Below are 18,157 nucleotides of genomic sequence, written 5' to 3'. Positions count from 1 at the left end.
AGCTTTGTTAAAGTTATTGGTTGATTTTGACTCACAATTCTTTTTTTATAGTGACTGTAAACATAAACAAAGGAACTTTCAAATGGCTATTAAGAACATAAAAAGATGATGAAATTGGGGTTGGTGACAGTTTTTCAGCTTTGTTTATGCGAGTAAACTTATTAGCGCTTTATCGATAAAGGAAAGCCGCTCCCATTTATTGATTGGAGCACCAGATGGCGAGCCCTACTGGATGAGGGAGACAGATAAGACATCACAACCACGCGCGCATTCGATGGGTGACGGCTTATCGCTCACCACGAGGAAAGCGTCCGGCTGGTGCGAAAAATCAATTCTACTCTCTAATCTAAGATTTCTTTGCATCATAAATCAACCCTACCCTTCAACATAGCCTATCCATAAAAAAACGTGAAATCGGAAAACCCGATTTCACGTTTTTACTTCTTTTTATTCCCTGATATCTAAGTAAGAAATCTTTCCATTCTAGTTGTTTTGGGTACAATGGTAAGTTACTTAACCACTCTGTATGGATTCTTCTTTTTCTTCCAGGAAGCAATTCGATTAGGATGAAAATAGATCATTCCAAGTATGAACCCTGTGATTAGACCGCCAAGATGAGCAGTCACCCCTACATTCGGTTGTAGGAATGATAGAATGACACCAATTACGATGATAGGAATGATAATCTGTCTGAGCTGGGGTAATAAGTGTTTCGTATAATAAACTAACGCAGCAAAAGCACCTAAAATTCCGTATATTGCTCCACTAGCTCCAAGTCCAGCGTAATTCCAGTCATGAATCAAATAAGTTGCTACATTACCCATGAAGCCTGATAGGAAGTAGATGGTTAAGAACCTAGCTTTACCAGTAAGCTGTTCCAACTCAGGACCGAAGATGTATAAAGAGAACATATTAAATAGTAAGTGAGCAAATCCTGCATGCAAGAACATGGAAGTGATTAATCTCCAATATTCACCCTCTGCAATGAGTAGGTTAACCCCCATCCCCATATACCGCAAATATATCCCATAAACCGGTATAATAGTTAATAGGAAGATAAAAATATTGATGGCTAATAAGGTAGAAACAATCGGATATAATTTTATGTATTGTTTAAAGCTTTCTCTTCTCGAGAACATACTCTCACCTCGAATTTCTTATTAATAGTATATCTTGTAAAGAGCATATAGGAAAGGAAGAACATTCATGATAACTGGTATTGGTTTAGACATAACTGAAATAAAAAAAATAGAATCCATTTCAACTAAAACTTCAAAGTTTGTTACGCGTGTTTTAACGAAAAAAGAAAAAGAAATTATGGAGACATTATCAGGTGCTCGGCAATTAGAATTTTTAGCAGGAAGATTTGCAGCTAAAGAAGCTTTCTCTAAGGCTTTGGGTACCGGAATTGGGAAGCAATGTAGCTTTCAAGATATAGAAATTTTAAAAGAAAGTTCTGGGAAACCTATATTATATTTTAAGGAAAAGCCTATAAATGGCTTTGTTTCTATCACTCACACAAAAGATTATGCTGCTGCACAAGTAATTCTTCAATCATAACCGGTCGTCCACCTACATACAATGAACGAAGGCAGTGATAATAGAAAGGGTGGACAAAATTGAAGAGCCTAGTGGCTAGACTGGTAGTTTTATTTGCAATGATTCTGGTACTATCTGCATGTGGAGCTGAATCGAAGGAAGACGTAGTAAAGAAGTTGAGCAACAAATGGAGTGACGCAAAGGGATATGAACTAACTGCAGAAATGAGTATTCTAACAGGTGCAGAGCCAAGAGTTTATGATGTGGAAGTTTGGCATACTAAACCAGACTTTTATCGCGTTAAAGTTTCTGATGCAAATGCAGAAAACACACAAATGATTGTTCGTAATGCTGAAGGTGTTTTCGTAGTTACACCTGCCCTTAACAAAACTTACAAATTCCAAAGTAAGTGGCCTTCAGAAAATAGCCAAGCGTATTTAATCGGCTCGTTAGCAGAGGACATTAAGAAAGACAAAGCTGCTACATTTAAAGAAGAAGGAAATAAATATGTATTTGAAGCTAAAACTACTAATAATCACAAAAATATGCTTCCGACTCAAAAAATCTATATCGACAAAAAGACGATGTTACCAACAGACGTTTCGATATTAAATGAAAATCAAGAAGAACAGATTCATATCAAGTTTGATAAAGTCTCTTTAGGAAAAACACGAGCTGCTGGAGACTATAAAATTGAACAAACACCTGCTGCTCAGGCTGAGGGAAATACAGTCGAGGCATCAGCGGAGTTAGAAAATAGAGACTTTGAAACGCACTACCCAGTCATTAAATGGGAAGATACTCATCTAATGGAGGAGAAAGTTATACAATTAGAAAATCAAAAACGAGTAGTGCTGACTTTTAGTGGAGGAGACAAGGATTTTACAGTCATCCAACAATTGAGCGATGCATCAATGCCTTCTACTATTCCTGTGTTTGCGCCTGGTGATCCAGTAGATTTAGGTGTGGCGATAGGAGCAGTTACAGATCAATCTATTAGCTGGGAACAAGATGGGATGTCGTTCTTTATTGCCTCCTCTTCACTAACTAAAGAGGAAATGATAGAGGTCGCAGCTTCGATGACAGTTACTGAATTAAAGTGATTATAGGTTGACGACCTCTTCTTCCAAGGAGCATAATAATTTTAAAGACTTGGAAGAAGAGGTTTAAAAATGTCACAAAAGCTATATAGACCAACTTTTATAGAAATAGATTTACTAGCAATACAAACTAATATAGAGCGGCTAAAAGAGACTTTACCATCTTCCACTCAAATAATTGCAGTAGTAAAAGCAAATGCATATGGACACGGAGACATTGAGGTGGCACAAGCTGCTCTTCAATCAGGTGCTTCAATGCTTGCTGTAGCCACTCCCGAGGAAGCATTACATCTAAGAGGAGCTGGCATAAAAGCTGAGATTCTTGTTTTGGGAGCTGCACCAACTTCTTTTTTACCGGAGGCTAATGCCCAGAATATTACTCTTACAGCTTATTCATGTGAATGGATTTTTGCTACAAAAGAGTTTAAAAGCAATGTGAAGATCCATATTAAAATAGATAGTGGTATGGGAAGAATAGGATTCTCAAAAAAAGAAGAACTGAAAGAAGCTCTAGCTTTTATAAAGGAATCTAGTAGTTTAGAAATTACGGGTGCTTATACCCACTTTGCTACTGCAGACGATGAGGATACCGAATATTTTAATAAGCAAGTCAAAAAATTTAACTCCTTTTTAGGGTTATTTGAACAGAAGCCTGCTATGATTCACGCTTCCAATAGTGCTGCTGCCCTGCAACATCCTAGTCAAAGCTGGGATGCGGTCCGTTTCGGTATATCTATGTATGGAATTGCTCCATCACCATTTTTAAATAACCATCTTCCTTTCCCATTGGAAAAGCCTCTATCTTTGCATACAGAAATAATACATGTAAAGAAGGTTAGTGAGGGAGATTCAATAGGGTATGGTGCGTCTTATACAGCTAAAACCGAAGAATGGATTGGCACATTACCAATTGGCTATGCGGATGGGCTACTTAGAAAACTCCATACTGAGCATGTGTTAGTAAAAGGGAAAAGAATGCCGTTCGTCGGAAAGATTTGTATGGATCAATGTATGATACGTCTAGATGGCCCAACGAAAGTCGGAGAAAAAGTTGTCTTAATAGGAAAACAAGGAGACGAGGAAATCGAGGTTGAAGAATGGGCAAAAACGCTTCAAACGATTCCATATGAAGTATGCTGTACCTTATCTACTAGAATACCTAGAATTTATCGCAAGTAAACTGTCGACAAAACGTAGTTCTTCATGCATAATTTGTCTAACCATTTCTTATAATGTCTTTTATTTCACGCCCAGTAATGGTAAGATGAAGTATATTGTCAGATAGGGAAATGTTTTGTCGGAGGTGTTTGCTGTGGTAAGTGATAAAAAGAAAAAAGAAGCGCTTATAGAGATTCCAATGCAAATGGGTAATGAGGAAAAGCAAGCTACACAATCATTACCAGGTAGGGAAAGCGTTGCTCGTGTACATGCAAATGAATATATAAAGAAAGGCCAGGCAAATCTTATAAGAGAAGCTATGATGAAAGGCTATGTTGAGATGTCTCATATTAACTTATCCATATGTACAGAGTGTCTACATGCGGAATATGAAGCCCAACATACGACAGAGCGACTCGTAAGTGGAGGATGAAAACTTGATCGTAAAACGTGGGGACGTTTTTTTTGCAGATTTATCGCCAGTAGTCGGGTCTGAGCAAGGTGGAACCAGACCCGTATTGGTGATACAAAATGATATCGGGAATCGGTTTAGTCCGACTGTAATTGTGGCAGCAATTACGGCTCAGATTCAGAAAGCGAAATTGCCAACACATGTAGAAATCAATGCAAAAGAGTATGATTTTGAACGTGATTCAGTTATATTATTAGAACAATTACGAACTATTGATAAGTCGAGGCTTACAGATAAAATTACACATTTAGATGAAGATGTAATGGAAGAAGTAGATCATGCACTAGGCATCAGTTTAGGAATCGTAAAATTTTAAATACATAGACAAGACGCAATGTGTAACCGACAAATACGCATTGTGTTTTTTTAATTTTATATATATTTGGGGATGTTTAAAAAGATTCCATTTAAATGAATAGCATTGTGAGAAGGGATTATATTACGTTTAAGCAAGATAAAAAATCCAGTAAAGATATTAATAGATGTAAAATCTTATAAGATTCGTTACAATATAATTACCATTTAATTATGAGGAGCTGGGTACAACCAAATGAATAAACAAATTGCTACATACATTCGCGATAATATCGATATAATATTGGAAAAATGGAAAGTAAAGATGGAAGATGAAAAAGATGACCGTTTTTTTCAAATTATGTCAGATCAAGTTATTGACCATACTGCACGCGAATTTGGGGAATTAATGATATCGAGTCTTACGGAGGATCAGGAAATTTATACAGGGAAGCTAAACGACTTTTCCGAACAAATTGTGCGCTACGGGTGGTCCATATCTTTTGTTTTAAAATCATTGACTAACTTTACAGAAGTTATCTATGAAGATATGGAAAGTGCCGGACATTTAAATGAAAATAATTATAAATCTTATCGCTCTATTTTGAACAATTGGCTAACGCCTCTTACTCATACAATTGTAGAAGCTTACTCTATTGTGTGGGAAAAAACAGTTAACCTACAAAAAATAGCACTGCAGGAACTTTCAGCTTCTCTTATTCCTGTGTTTGAGAAAATCTCAGTGATGCCATTGGTTGGAACAATTGACACTGAGCGTGCAAAGCTTATAATGGAAAACTTACTGCAAGGAGTAGTGAAGCATCGAGCAGAAGTAGTGTTATTGGATATTACAGGAGTGCCCGTAGTAGACACAATGGTCGCTCATCATATTATTCAGGCTGCCGATGCAGTTCGTTTAGTAGGGGCAAAGTGTTTCTTAGTGGGAATTCGCCCAGAGATTGCTCAAACAATTGTAACGCTTGGTATTAATTTAAATGATTTTACAACAACAAGTACTTTGCAACGTGGAGTGGAACAAGCATTGGCACTAACAAATAGAGCGATAGTTGAGGTGAAATCATAATGATGACGCGAATTCCAATTTTGAAGTTAAGGGATTGTTTAATTGTATCCATACAATGGGAGTTAGATGATCAAACTGCTTTGTCATTTCAAGAGGATTTATTGGACAAGCTGCATACGACGGCTGCTAGGGGAGTAGTTCTAGATTTAACACCGATAGACTTTATTGATTCTTTTATCGCCAAAGTCCTTGGAGACGTCATTAATATGTCAGGCTTAATGGGAGCTAAAGTAGTGATAACGGGAATTCAACCTGCCGTTGCCATCACATTAATCGAGTTAGGAATTAGACTTGAGAATGTAGTAACTGCTTTAGACTTAGAAAATGGATTGGAAAAACTTGAACGAGAATTGGAGGACTAATCCATTATGAATATGAAGTCTTCTGTTCACATTATAAGTGAGTGGGATATAGTAGCTGCAAGGCAACTGGGGAGAAACGAAGCAAAAGATGCTGGTTTCGGAACAGTTGACCAAGCAAGAATTACGACAGCTATTAGCGAACTCGCTCGAAATATATATTTATACGCTGGAAAAGGAAATATAGAGATCAAACAAATTGTAGAAGGTAATCAAAAAGGGATTTTGATTATTGCTGCTGATGAAGGACCTGGTATTGCTGATGTCCGTAAAGTTATGGAAGATGGGTATACCACTTCAGGAGGCTTGGGTGCAGGGTTACCAGGGGTAAAACGACTAATGGACGATTTCAAAATCGAAACTGCAGTTGGAGATGGGACAACAATTATTGCCACTAAGTGGTTAAGGTAGGAGGTAAGATAAATGCCTCAACAATTTAAAAAACAGTATAAGGAAATTTTGAGACAGTATACGTTAAGTCAAACGGAGCATAATTTATATGAAGGTCAAAATGTTAGTAGAGAGCTCATACAAAAAAGTATTTCTCCGGAGGAAGTAATCAGTATACATAAGGCTTCATTGGAAGAGATTATGCCTGATTTACCGGAAGAGGTATCTCATTCGTTTGATTTTTTGATAGAAGTTATGATTAGATATGGCTTAGCCTTAAAAGAACATCAAACGCTTATTGAAAAACAACAAAATTTTAAAATGGAAATGGAACTGGCAACTAATGTGCAGCAAACACTGCTTAAATCCAAAATCCCAAACATGAATAACCTGGATATTGGGTTAATCTCTGTTCCGGCAAAAGAAATGAATGGAGATTATACTCACTTTTTGAGTAATGACCATGCAATAGGTATCGCAGTGGCTGATGTCATTGGTAAAGGGATACCTGCAGCTCTTTGTATGTCCATGATTAAATATGGTATGGATAGTTTGGATGGTCCTGATACAGATCCAGTAGTCGTTTTGGATATCATCAATCGGATTGTTGAAAAAAGTGTTAGTGACTCGATGTTTATATCGATGTTTTATGGAACATACGATACAGCATTAAGTGAATTCACATATGCATCCGCGGGACATGAGCCACCTTTATTCTATTGTGCGCACACGGGAGAATTTAAAGAACTTCAGGCGAAAGGTCTATTGCTCGGAGTGGTCCCTAATGTCAAATATGAACAACATTCTATTACGTTAGAAAAAGATGACTTTATCGTCATGATGACTGATGGAGTAACTGAATGTCGTTCGAAGGAAGGCTTTATTGACCAAAAAATAATACTAAGTATTATCGAAAGCGTAAAGGACAAGCCAGCTCAAGAAATGGTTGAGTATGTATTTCACAAGCTAGAGGAATTACAGGAATTTGAACAACGTGATGATTTTACTCTAGTCATATTCAAGAAATCGCTTTAAAAATGTTTAACATTGATTGTATCGTGGTATAGATACGTATATATAGTGAAAACGGGGGATAATTTGATAATGAATATATTAGTAGAACTACACGAAGAAGAAATGCGTGTCAAAGGAATTATTAAAGGTGAAATTGATGCATTTACTGCACCTTTGTTAAGAGAAAAACTTTCAGAAATCAATTTAAAAGAAGATATACGTGTTGAGTTAAATTTAACTGACGTAACATATATGGATAGTACTGGATTAGGTGTATTTGTAGGTTTTTATAAGAGTGCTAAGGAGTCTAGCGTCCATATGGAGTTAACAGGACTTTCACCTCGCCTTAAAAGATTGTTTGATATAACTGGGTTAGGGGATATTATGGACATTCAAGCGAGCGAAGAGGTGAAAATAGATGAAACCGTTTGATTATGTGGAGATTCGTTTGCCGGCAAAGCCTCAATATGTAAGTGTAGCACGTCTTACAATTTCAGGGCTGGCGAATCGTATGGGCTTTTCCTATGATGATATAGAAGATTTAAAAATTGCAGCGAGTGAAGCAATTACTAATGCAGTTCAGCATGCTTATGCAGAAGATGAGGACGGCGAAGTAGTAATTGGTTGTGCGTTATATTCTGATAGAATCGAAATTATGATTGCAGACCATGGAAAAAGTTTTAACTTTGAGGAAACAAAAGCGCAAGTGGGACCTTACCATGATTTAGAGGAGGGATCATTCTTACGTGAAGGAGGGCTTGGCTTATACCTTATCGAAACATTGATGGATGAAGTAAAAGTTCATCACCAAGAGGGTGTAACTGTATTTATGACGAAGCATGTCGGAGTAAAGCAGGTGGATGATAATGTCGAACACATCTCTTCCTAAAGAGTCAAAGGAACAAATATTAAAGTGGATTAAAGAATATCAAACGACAGAAAGCGAAGAGGCTCAAACAAATCTTGTGTTAAACTACGAGCGTTTGGTTGAGTCGATTGCTCGTAAATATTCTAATGGTAAGTCTCATCATGAGGATATAGTTCAAGTAGGTATGCTTGGTCTATTAGGGGCCATTAGAAGATACGATCCGTCCTTTGGTAAGAACTTTGAAGCTTTTGCCATTCCGACGATTATAGGTGAAATAAAAAGATTTCTCAGAGACAAGACTTGGGCAGTCCATGTTCCAAGAAGAATTAAAGAATTAGGTCCACGTATTAGATCGGCTGTGGAAGTGCTAACAACTGAGTTTCAAAGATCTCCCTTAGTACCGGAAATTGCAGATTATCTTGATGTAGAAGTTGAAGATGTTCTAGAAGCAATGGAAATGGGCAAAAGCTATCAAGCATTGTCGATGGATCATTCCTTAGAATCCGATGCAGATGGTAGTACTATAACGTTGTTTGATGTAATTGGTCAGACAGACGGGGAGTTTGAAAAAACGGATCAGCGCTTACTTGTAGCCGAAGCTTTTAATGTGTTGTCTGAAAGAGAAAAAGAGATAATTTTACTTACATACATGGAGCAGCTGAGTCAGAAAGAAACAGGCGACCGTCTCGGTATTTCGCAAATGCACGTATCGAGAATTCAACGCAAAGCAATAAAGAAATTACAAGAGGCAATATTATCGTCAGGTGGAATTGTAAATTGATAAACTACTCAGATGAAAAAGTCGAGTTGCTAGTCTTTCAGGAAGCAAAAACAGGGAATGCGGAATCTGGTGATACTTACTATGTATCTAAGCATGAAGATTTTATGCTTTGTGCAATTGCAGATGGATTAGGAAACGGTCCAATAGCAAAAGAATCAGCCGATGTAATACCAAACATTTTAGAACAATATCCTGAAGAGACATTGGATAACTTATTGTTAAAATGCAATGAGCTTATGGTACAAAAACGAGGAGCAGCCGTTGCACTTGTGAAAATAGATTATAAAGCTCAAACTATATCTTATAGCTGTGTAGGCAATATAAAGTTTTATATGTACCAACGCTCCACAGGAAAAATGATTTATCCATTGCCAGTAATGGGATATCTGTCGGGACGTAAACAAAAGATTAATACACAAACATACCCATGTGCCAAAGATGACTTGTTCCTTTTGCATTCTGATGGAGTAGTGATGAAGAGTCCAAAGTCCACTATTAAGGAATCTAGCGGTACTAAATGTTTGTACGAAACAGTTTATAAAGAAATAGAACATGGCGATGACGCCACATTCATTGTAGGAAGCTTACTCTCATAATTAAAGGGTAAGCTTTTTTGCTGCGTTCAGTATATGTTAAAATAAGGTTAGAAAGAAAGGATGGGTTTGTTTTGGAACTAAAGAAAATGCTTCAGCTCGTATCCAAAGAGACGGGCACTAAAACATCGCAAGCAGAGCAAGTAATAAAATTATTAGAAGAAGGAAACACAGTTCCTTTTATAGCTCGATATCGTAAAGAACAAACAGGCTCGTTAGATGAAGTGCAAATAAAAGCAATAGAAGATCGTTATCATTATATCCAACAGCTCGAACAACGCAAAGAGGAAGTTCTACGATTAATAGAAGAACAAGGAAAACTTACTGAAGAACTTTCTGCTTCTATACAAAATGCGACTGTCATTCAACGAGTAGAGGATCTGTATAGACCGTACAAACAGAAACGTAGAACGAAAGCTACTATAGCAAAAGAAAAAGGGCTGGAACCTTTAGCTACGGAGCTACTTGGATTCCCAAAAGAATCTATTCAAACACTAGCAGAGGCTTATGTAAATGAAGAATTAGAGGTGATGACTACTGAAGAGGCGCTTCAAGGTGCTCGTGATATATTAGCTGAACAGTTTGCAGATGATGCTAAAATACGGGAGCAAATACGTAACCTAACACGCACCGATGGAAGAATTGTATCCTCTTTGAAAAAAGCAGAGCTCGATGAAAAAAATGTCTATGAAATGTATTATGAATATGAAGAGCCAGTGAAAAAAATAGTGCCTCATCGAATTCTTGCCTTAAATCGTGGTGAAAAAGAGGATGTTCTTAAAGTTGGCCTACAAACACCACAGGACAAAATTTTAAGAGTAATGGAAGCACAATGGATACCAAATCACACTACTAGTGAAGCAGTGGAACAGGTGAAGCTAGCGATAGAGGATTCATATAAGAGATTAATTCAACCTTCCGTAGAAAGAGAAATTCGCGCTGAGCTTACAGAAAAAGCTGAAGCGCAGGCTATTCATATTTTTTCTGAAAACCTACGTAACCTCTTACTTCAGCCACCATTAAAGGGAAAAGTGGTACTTGGAGTGGACCCGGCCTACCGTACTGGCTGTAAACTTGCAGTGGTTGATGATACAGGTAAGCTATTAGAGGTATCTGCCATTTACCCTCACGCACCTAAAATGGATATAGAAGGCTCGAAAAAGAAAGTTCTTTCTTATCTTAAGAATTATCCAATCTCTCTGATAGCGATTGGAAATGGTACGGCATCTCGTGAAACAGAACAATTCATCGTAGATTGCCTGAAGGAAGTAACAGGGGAAGTAGCGTATGTAATTGTCAATGAAGCAGGTGCTTCGGTATACTCAGCTTCAGAAACAGCAAGAAACGAGTTTCCCGACCTTCAAGTTGAGCAACGAAGTGCCGTATCTATTGCTAGAAGACTACAAGACCCTTTGGCGGAGTTGGTAAAAATAGATCCTAAGGCAGTAGGTGTGGGACAATACCAGCATGATGTGTCACAAAAGAAACTGTCGGAATCTCTTTCTTTTATAGTAGAGACTGCGGTTAACCAAGTAGGCGTAAATGTAAACACAGCATCAGCTTCATTACTTCAATACGTATCTGGCCTTTCTAAAACGGTAGCAGAGAACGTGGTAAACATGCGAAACGAACAAGGACGTTTCACTTCAAGAGCTCAGCTTAAGAAAATCCCTCGTCTTGGAGCTAAAACATATGAACAGGCAATTGGTTTCCTACGTGTTCCAGACGCTAAAAATCCGTTAGATGCAACAGGAATTCACCCGGAAAGCTATAAGGCAGCTGAACAAGTCCTTGAAATTGCAGGGCTAACCAAAAGCCAAATAGGCTCTAAGGAAGCAGAAGAAGCACTAAAAACTATTTCTATAGAAGAAACTAGTAAAGAATTAGGGATTGGTGAGATTACGCTAAAGGATATTTTGGATGCATTGATTAAGCCAGCAAGAGATCCACGTGAAGCTTTCCCGCAGCCGTTACTTAAAAAAGATGTACTAAAATTAGAGGATCTAAAAGCAGGAATGGAGCTTCAAGGTACAGTTCGAAATGTAGTTGACTTCGGCGCCTTTGTAGATATAGGTGTTAAACAAGATGGACTTGTACACATCTCCAAGCTTAAAAAAGGATTTGTAAAGCATCCTTTAGATGTAGTCTCCCTTGGGGATATCGTTACTGTATGGGTAGAACAGTTCGATGCGAACAAAGGAAGAATTGCATTAACGATGCTGCCACCGGAACAACAAGTCTAATAATAATCAGAGTTGTCCATTGATGAATATCAGTGGACAAGCTCTTATATCTAGGAGAGAGTATAGTGACTGATGAACAATTGAGTGAATTAGTAAGTAGCATATCAATACAGATTTTTAAAAGAAAGTTTCACCATAAAGCTTATTTCAATAAAAGACTGCGCAGTACCGGCGGAAGGTATATGTTAAGAACACATATGATTGAAATAAACCCTCTAGTGTTAGAGAAACATGGAATGAACGAATTAATTGGAGTTATTAAGCATGAGCTATGTCATTATCACTTACATATAGAAGGGAAAGGGTATAAACATAGAGATACAGATTTTCGTCAGCTTCTAAAACAAACAGATTCACCTAGATTTTGCTCAACACTCGTAGAGCCTAAAAATCAAAAAAATACTAAACTGTATGTGTATGAGTGTGCAAAATGTGGTTTGTTATATAGACGGAAAATTCGAGTAAATACGCAGAAATTCAAGTGTGGCAAGTGTTTTGGGGAGCTGCATTTAAGTTCTTTTAAAAAAACGAAAGAAATTTGATGAAAAGTGTTGACGTTTGTCCAAACCCTCTCTATAATAGAAAAAGTCGAGTAGAACAAAACGACATAAATTATTCCGAAGTAGCTCAGTGGTAGAGCAATCGGCTGTTAACCGATTGGTCGTAGGTTCGAGTCCTACCTTCGGAGCCATCTTTAAATGGCCCCTTGGTCAAGCGGTTAAGACACCGCCCTTTCACGGCGGTAACACGGGTTCGAATCCCGTAGGGGTCACCATTTAATTGAATTAAAGATACATAGGTCCCGTGGTGTAGCGGTTAACATGCCTGCCTGTCACGCAGGAGATCGCCGGTTCGATCCCGGTCGGGACCGCCATGTTGGGGTATAGCCAAGCGGTAAGGCAACGGATTTTGATTCCGTCATGCCCTGGTTCGAATCCAGGTACCCCAGCCATTTCGTTTCGTGAGCCATTAGCTCAGTTGGTAGAGCATCTGACTTTTAATCAGAGGGTCGAAGGTTCGAGTCCTTCATGGCTCATCATATTACAATAATTGTTGACAAGCTCATGAGAGTAAGTTATAATAAATATCTTCCCATTTTATAACTACGCGGTCGTGGCGGAACGGCAGACGCGCTAGGTTGAGGGCCTAGTGGGGGTTAACCCCGTGGAGGTTCAAGTCCTCTCGGCCGCACCAAGCATTGTCTTTTACTAAGCGCCCGTAGCTCAATTGGATAGAGCGTCTGACTACGGATCAGAAGGTTGTGGGTTCGACTCCTGCCGGGCGCGCCAAACAAACAATTATTTAATATATTATATATGCGGGTGTAGTTTAGTGGTAAAACCTCAGCCTTCCAAGCTGATGATGAGAGTTCGATTCTCTTCACCCGCTCCAATTATACTAAAGTAATACATGAACATTGAAAACTGAACATGCAAAACGTTAAGACATACAGCATCAACAAGCTTCGGCTTGATTGACGCAAAACAATTTTTGACATCATTTAATGATGATGCCAGCAAAACAAAATGAGCTTTTTAAGTTCTCTATTATGGAGAGTTTGATCCTGGCTCAGGACGAACGCTGGCGGCGTGCCTAATACATGCAAGTCGAGCGGATGATGAAGAAGCTTGCTTCTTCTGATTTAGCGGCGGACGGGTGAGTAACACGTGGGCAACCTGCCCTGTAGATTGGGATAACTCCGGGAAACCGGGGCTAATACCGAATAATCCATTACCTCACATGAGGAAATGTTAAAAGACGGTTTCGGCTGTCACTACAGGATGGGCCCGCGGCGCATTAGCTAGTTGGTGAGGTAACGGCTCACCAAGGCGACGATGCGTAGCCGACCTGAGAGGGTGATCGGCCACACTGGGACTGAGACACGGCCCAGACTCCTACGGGAGGCAGCAGTAGGGAATCTTCCACAATGGACGAAAGTCTGATGGAGCAACGCCGCGTGAGTGAAGAAGGTTTTCGGATCGTAAAACTCTGTTGTGAGGGAAGAACAAGTACGAGAGTAACTGCTCGTACCTTGACGGTACCTCATTAGAAAGCCACGGCTAACTACGTGCCAGCAGCCGCGGTAATACGTAGGTGGCAAGCGTTGTCCGGAATTATTGGGCGTAAAGCGCGCGCAGGCGGTCCTTTAAGTCTGATGTGAAAGCCCACGGCTCAACCGTGGAGGGTCATTGGAAACTGGGGGACTTGAGTACAGAAGAGGAAAGCGGAATTCCAAGTGTAGCGGTGAAATGCGTAGAGATTTGGAGGAACACCAGTGGCGAAGGCGGCTTTCTGGTCTGTAACTGACGCTGAGGCGCGAAAGCGTGGGGAGCAAACAGGATTAGATACCCTGGTAGTCCACGCCGTAAACGATGAGTGCTAAGTGTTAGGGGGTTTCCGCCCCTTAGTGCTGCAGCTAACGCATTAAGCACTCCGCCTGGGGAGTACGGTCGCAAGACTGAAACTCAAAGGAATTGACGGGGGCCCGCACAAGCGGTGGAGCATGTGGTTTAATTCGAAGCAACGCGAAGAACCTTACCAGGTCTTGACATCCCGCTGACCGGCCTAGAGATAGGCTTTTCCCTTCGGGGACAGCGGTGACAGGTGGTGCATGGTTGTCGTCAGCTCGTGTCGTGAGATGTTGGGTTAAGTCCCGCAACGAGCGCAACCCTTGATCTTAGTTGCCAGCATTCAGTTGGGCACTCTAAGGTGACTGCCGGTGATAAACCGGAGGAAGGTGGGGATGACGTCAAATCATCATGCCCCTTATGACCTGGGCTACACACGTGCTACAATGGACGGTACAGAGGGTCGCAACCCCGCGAGGGTGAGCAAATCCCATAAAACCGTTCTCAGTTCGGATTGTAGGCTGCAACTCGCCTACATGAAGCCGGAATCGCTAGTAATCGTGGATCAGCATGCCACGGTGAATACGTTCCCGGGCCTTGTACACACCGCCCGTCACACCACGAGAGTTTGTAACACCCGAAGTCGGTGGGGTAACCCTTTTGGGAGCCAGCCGCCGAAGGTGGGACAGATGATTGGGGTGAAGTCGTAACAAGGTAGCCGTATCGGAAGGTGCGGCTGGATCACCTCCTTTCTAAGGATATATTCGGAATACAGATCTTTATCTGTATCTTAACGTTTTGCAGTTCAGTTTTGAATGTTCATTCTATATGAGCATTTAAAGCTTTTTAACTTGTTCTTTGAAAACTGGATAAAACGACATCAAAAAAAGAAACAAACGCAAGATATTCAAATTGTGATCACTTACGTGATTGCAAGTGTAGTACTTTTAACTTTTAGGTTAAGTTAATAAGGGCGCACGGTGGATGCCTTGGCACTAGGAGTCGATGAAGGACGGCACTAACACCGATATGCTTCGGGGAGCTGTAAGTGAGCTTCGATCCGAAGATTTCCGAATGGGGAAACCCACTGCCCGTAATGGGGCAGTACATTTGCGTGAATACATAGCGCATCTGAGACACACCCAGGGAACTGAAACATCTAAGTACCTGGAGGAAGAGAAAGAAAATTCGATTCCCTGAGTAGCGGCGAGCGAAACGGGAAGAGCCCAAACCAAGAGGCTTGCCTCTTGGGGTTGTAGGACACTCTATACGGAGTTACAAAAGAATGAGCTAGACGAAGCGATCTGGAAAGGTCCGCAGGATAGGGTAAAAGCCCCGTAGTCAAAAGTTCATTCCCTCCAGAGTGTATCCTGAGTACGGCGGAACACGTGAAATTCCGTCGGAATCCGGGAGGACCATCTCCCAAGGCTAAATACTACCTAGTGACCGATAGTGAACCAGTACCGTGAGGGAAAGGTGAAAAGCACCCCGGAAGGGGAGTGAAATAGACCCTGAAACCGTGTGCCTACAAATAGTCAAAGCCCGTTAACGGGTGATGGCGTGCCTTTTGTAGAATGAACCGGCGAGTTACGATTACATGCGAGGTTAAGTTGAGAAGACGGAGCCGCAGCGAAAGCGAGTCTGAATAGGGCGAATGAGTATGTGGTCGTAGACCCGAAACCAGGTGATCTACCCATGTCCAGGATGAAGGTGAGGTAACACTTACTGGAGGTCCGAACCCACGCACGTTGAAAAGTGCGGGGATGAGGTGTGGGTAGCGGAGAAATTCCAATCGAACCTGGAGATAGCTGGTTCTCTCCGAAATAGCTTTAGGGCTAGCCTCAAACGTTAGAATCTTGGAGGTAGAGCACTGTTTGGACTAGGGGCCCATCCCGGGTTACCGAATTCAGACAAACTCCGAATGCCAATGATTTATGTTTGGGAGTCAGACTGCGAGTGATAAGATCCGTAGTCAAGAGGGAAACAGCCCAGACCACCAGCTAAGGTCCCAAAGTATTTGTTAAGTGGAAAAGGATGTGGCGTTGCTTAGACAACCAGGATGTTGGCTTAGAAGCAGCCATCATTTAAAGAGTGCGTAATAGCTCACTGGTCGAGTGACGCTGCGCCGAAAATGTATCGGGGCTAAACAAATCACCGAAGCTGTGGATTGATACCTTTGGTATCAGTGGTAGGAGAGCGTTCTAAGGGCGTTGAAGTCAGACCGGAAGGACTGGTGGAGCGCTTAGAAGTGAGAATGCCGGTATGAGTAGCGAAAGATGGGTGAGAATCCCATCCACCGTATGACTAAGGTTTCCTGAGGAAGGCTCGTCCGCTCAGGGTTAGTCGGGACCTAAGTCGAGGCCGATAGGCGTAGACGATGGACAACAGGTTGATATTCCTGTACCACCACCCCACCGTTTGAGTGATGGGGGGACGCAGTAGGATAGGGTAAGCGTGCTGTTGGTTATGCACGTCCAAGCAGTGAGGTGTGAGTGTAGGCAAATCCGCACTCTGTAACATTGAGCTGTGATGGCAAGGACGTATGTCCGGAGTTCCTGATTTCACACTGCCAAGAAAAGCCTCTAACGAGGTGGGAGGTGCCCGTACCGCAAACCGACACAGGTAGTCGAGGAGAGAATCCTAAGGTGAGCGAGAGAACTCTCGTTAAGGAACTCGGCAAAATGACCCCGTAACTTCGGGAGAAGGGGTGCTCTTTTGGGTGAATAGCCTAGAAGAGCCGCAGTGAATAGGCCCAGGCGACTGTTTAGCAAAAACACAGGTCTCTGCAAAACCGTAAGGTGAAGTATAGGGGCTGACGCCTGCCCGGTGCTGGAAGGTTAAGAGGAGTGCTTAGCGCAAGCGAAGGTGCGAATTGAAGCCCCAGTAAACGGCGGCCGTAACTATAACGGTCCTAAGGTAGCGAAATTCCTTGTCGGGTAAGTTCCGACCCGCACGAAAGGCGTAACGATCTGGGCACTGTCTCAACGAGAGACTCGGTGAAATTATAGTACCTGTGAAGATGCAGGTTACCCGCGACAGGACGGAAAGACCCCGTGGAGCTTTACTGTAGCTTGATATTGAATTTTGGTGCAACTTGTACAGGATAGGTAGGAGCCTTAGAGCCCGGAGCGCCAGCTTCGGAGGAGGCGTCGGTGGGATACTACCCTGGTTGTATTGAAATTCTAACCCATACCCGTAACCCGGGTAGGAGACAGTGTCAGGCGGGCAGTTTGACTGGGGCGGTCGCCTCCTAAAGTGTAACGGAGGCGCCCAAAGGTTCCCTCAGAATGGTTGGAAATCATTCGAAGAGTGTAAAGGCAGAAGGGAGCTTGACTGCGAGACCTACAAGTCGAGCAGGGTCGAAAGACGGGCTTAGTGATCCGGTGGTTCCGCATGGAAGGGCCATCGCTCAACGGATAAAAGCTACCCCGGGGATAACAGGCTTATCTCCCCCAAGAGTCCACATCGACGGGGAGGTTTGGCACCTCGATGTCGGCTCATCGCATCCTGGGGCTGTAGTCGGTCCCAAGGGTTGGGCTGTTCGCCCATTAAAGCGGTACGCGAGCTGGGTTCAGAACGTCGTGAGACAGTTCGGTCCCTATCCGTCGTGGGCGTAGGAAATTTGAGAGGAGCTGTCCTTAGTACGAGAGGACCGGGATGGACACACCGCTGGTGTACCAGTTGTTCTGCCAAGGGCATCGCTGGGTAGCTATGTGTGGACGGGATAAGTGCTGAAAGCATCTAAGCACGAAGCCCCCCTCAAGATGAGATTTCCCATTACGCAAGTAAGTAAGATCCCTCAAAGACGATGAGGTAGATAGGTTCGGGGTGGAAGCGTGGCGACACGTGCAGCTGACGAATACTAATCGATCGAGGACTTAACCAAATGGTTTGTTTCGATTAATGATGTCTTT

General features: G+C 41.7%; 16 protein-coding genes, 8 tRNA genes and 2 rRNA genes. 25 read left to right on the top strand and 1 reads right to left on the bottom strand.

Annotation, left to right across the window (positions count from 1 at the left end; translation table 11 throughout):
- Positions 1–509: 509 nt before the first annotated feature.
- Positions 510–1,139 (bottom strand): rhomboid family intramembrane serine protease, encoded by a 630-nt coding sequence (locus NSQ95_RS17100; protein WP_340881794.1) that lies wholly within the window; start codon positions 1,137–1,139, stop codon positions 510–512.
- Positions 1,140–1,206: 67 nt separating this feature from the next.
- Between NSQ95_RS17100 and acpS the strand changes: the two genes are divergently transcribed.
- From acpS to NSQ95_RS16975, 25 genes are all read left to right on the top strand, one after another.
- Positions 1,207–1,560 (top strand): holo-ACP synthase, encoded by a 354-nt coding sequence (gene acpS / locus NSQ95_RS17095; RefSeq protein WP_340881796.1) that lies wholly within the window; start codon positions 1,207–1,209, stop codon positions 1,558–1,560.
- A 59-nt stretch (positions 1,561–1,619) separates the two neighbouring features.
- Positions 1,620–2,642, top strand: coding sequence for an outer-membrane lipoprotein carrier protein LolA (locus NSQ95_RS17090; protein WP_169360980.1), 1,023 nt, complete (start codon positions 1,620–1,622; stop codon positions 2,640–2,642).
- A gap of 69 nt (positions 2,643–2,711) precedes the next feature.
- Complete coding sequence (gene alr, locus NSQ95_RS17085; protein WP_340881799.1) at positions 2,712–3,818, top strand: alanine racemase; 1,107 nt, start codon at positions 2,712–2,714, stop codon at positions 3,816–3,818.
- Between the two features lie 178 nt (positions 3,819–3,996).
- Complete coding sequence (locus tag NSQ95_RS17080; RefSeq protein ID WP_240949796.1) at positions 3,997–4,230, top strand: transcriptional regulator; 234 nt, start codon at positions 3,997–3,999, stop codon at positions 4,228–4,230.
- A 4-nt stretch (positions 4,231–4,234) separates the two neighbouring features.
- Entirely contained in the window at positions 4,235–4,585 is a 351-nt protein-coding gene (locus NSQ95_RS17075; protein ID WP_144539613.1) for a type II toxin-antitoxin system PemK/MazF family toxin, read from the top strand.
- A 234-nt stretch (positions 4,586–4,819) separates the two neighbouring features.
- A complete protein-coding gene (locus tag NSQ95_RS17070) occupies positions 4,820–5,647 on the top strand; it encodes an RsbT co-antagonist protein RsbRA (RefSeq protein WP_298471356.1) in 828 nt (275 codons plus the stop codon).
- Positions 5,647–6,009, top strand: coding sequence for an STAS domain-containing protein (locus tag NSQ95_RS17065; RefSeq protein ID WP_169360984.1), 363 nt, complete (start codon positions 5,647–5,649; stop codon positions 6,007–6,009). Before NSQ95_RS17070 ends, NSQ95_RS17065 begins: the two co-directional genes overlap by 1 nt.
- Positions 6,010–6,015: 6 nt before the next feature.
- The gene (locus NSQ95_RS17060; protein ID WP_169360985.1) at positions 6,016–6,417 is read left to right on the top strand and encodes an anti-sigma regulatory factor; all 402 of its coding nucleotides are present in this window, start codon (positions 6,016–6,018) and stop codon (positions 6,415–6,417) included.
- Positions 6,418–6,429: 12 nt separating this feature from the next.
- Positions 6,430–7,431, top strand: a complete 1,002-nt coding sequence (locus NSQ95_RS17055) for a PP2C family protein-serine/threonine phosphatase (protein WP_340881806.1) — start codon at positions 6,430–6,432, stop codon at positions 7,429–7,431.
- A 69-nt stretch (positions 7,432–7,500) separates the two neighbouring features.
- A complete protein-coding gene (locus NSQ95_RS17050; RefSeq protein WP_340881808.1) occupies positions 7,501–7,842 on the top strand; it encodes an anti-sigma factor antagonist in 342 nt (113 codons plus the stop codon).
- Positions 7,829–8,299: an anti-sigma B factor RsbW gene (gene rsbW / locus NSQ95_RS17045; RefSeq protein ID WP_251553344.1), complete on the top strand. Its 471-nt coding sequence runs from the start codon at positions 7,829–7,831 to the stop codon at positions 8,297–8,299. Before NSQ95_RS17050 ends, rsbW begins: the two co-directional genes overlap by 14 nt.
- Positions 8,277–9,059: an RNA polymerase sigma factor SigB gene (gene sigB / locus NSQ95_RS17040; RefSeq protein ID WP_169360992.1), complete on the top strand. Its 783-nt coding sequence runs from the start codon at positions 8,277–8,279 to the stop codon at positions 9,057–9,059. Before rsbW ends, sigB begins: the two co-directional genes overlap by 23 nt.
- A complete protein-coding gene (locus NSQ95_RS17035; protein WP_251553346.1) occupies positions 9,056–9,655 on the top strand; it encodes a PP2C family serine/threonine-protein phosphatase in 600 nt (199 codons plus the stop codon). Before sigB ends, NSQ95_RS17035 begins: the two co-directional genes overlap by 4 nt.
- Positions 9,656–9,726: 71 nt before the next feature.
- Entirely contained in the window at positions 9,727–11,895 is a 2,169-nt protein-coding gene (locus NSQ95_RS17030; protein ID WP_340881812.1) for a Tex family protein, read from the top strand.
- Positions 11,896–11,960: 65 nt separating this feature from the next.
- Complete coding sequence (locus NSQ95_RS17025; protein WP_340881814.1) at positions 11,961–12,437, top strand: SprT family protein; 477 nt, start codon at positions 11,961–11,963, stop codon at positions 12,435–12,437.
- Between the two features lie 74 nt (positions 12,438–12,511).
- Positions 12,512–12,586, top strand: a tRNA-Asn gene (locus NSQ95_RS17020).
- A 9-nt stretch (positions 12,587–12,595) separates the two neighbouring features.
- Positions 12,596–12,670 (top strand) — tRNA-Glu (locus tag NSQ95_RS17015).
- A gap of 23 nt (positions 12,671–12,693) precedes the next feature.
- Positions 12,694–12,769: transfer RNA gene (locus NSQ95_RS17010), tRNA-Asp, on the top strand.
- A 3-nt stretch (positions 12,770–12,772) separates the two neighbouring features.
- A tRNA-Gln gene (locus NSQ95_RS17005) sits at positions 12,773–12,847 on the top strand.
- Positions 12,848–12,858: 11 nt separating this feature from the next.
- Positions 12,859–12,931, top strand: a tRNA-Lys gene (locus NSQ95_RS17000).
- Between the two features lie 71 nt (positions 12,932–13,002).
- Positions 13,003–13,089 (top strand) — tRNA-Leu (locus NSQ95_RS16995).
- A gap of 18 nt (positions 13,090–13,107) precedes the next feature.
- Positions 13,108–13,184 (top strand) — tRNA-Arg (locus NSQ95_RS16990).
- A 29-nt stretch (positions 13,185–13,213) separates the two neighbouring features.
- A tRNA-Gly gene (locus tag NSQ95_RS16985) sits at positions 13,214–13,287 on the top strand.
- 154 nt (positions 13,288–13,441) lie between these two features.
- Positions 13,442–14,995: ribosomal RNA gene (locus NSQ95_RS16980) — 16S ribosomal RNA — on the top strand.
- Positions 14,996–15,200: 205 nt separating this feature from the next.
- A 23S ribosomal RNA gene (locus NSQ95_RS16975) occupies positions 15,201–18,129 on the top strand.
- The 16S and 23S rRNA genes sit together here with 8 tRNA genes alongside, the layout of an rRNA operon.
- Positions 18,130–18,157 lie beyond the last annotated feature (28 nt).

The organism is Psychrobacillus sp. FSL W7-1457 (genome assembly GCF_038593405.1).
Classification (GTDB): Bacteria; Bacillota; Bacilli; order Bacillales_A; family Planococcaceae; genus Psychrobacillus.
Note: the sequence above shows the minus strand (reverse complement) of the source record. Positions and strands in the feature narration are given on the sequence as shown.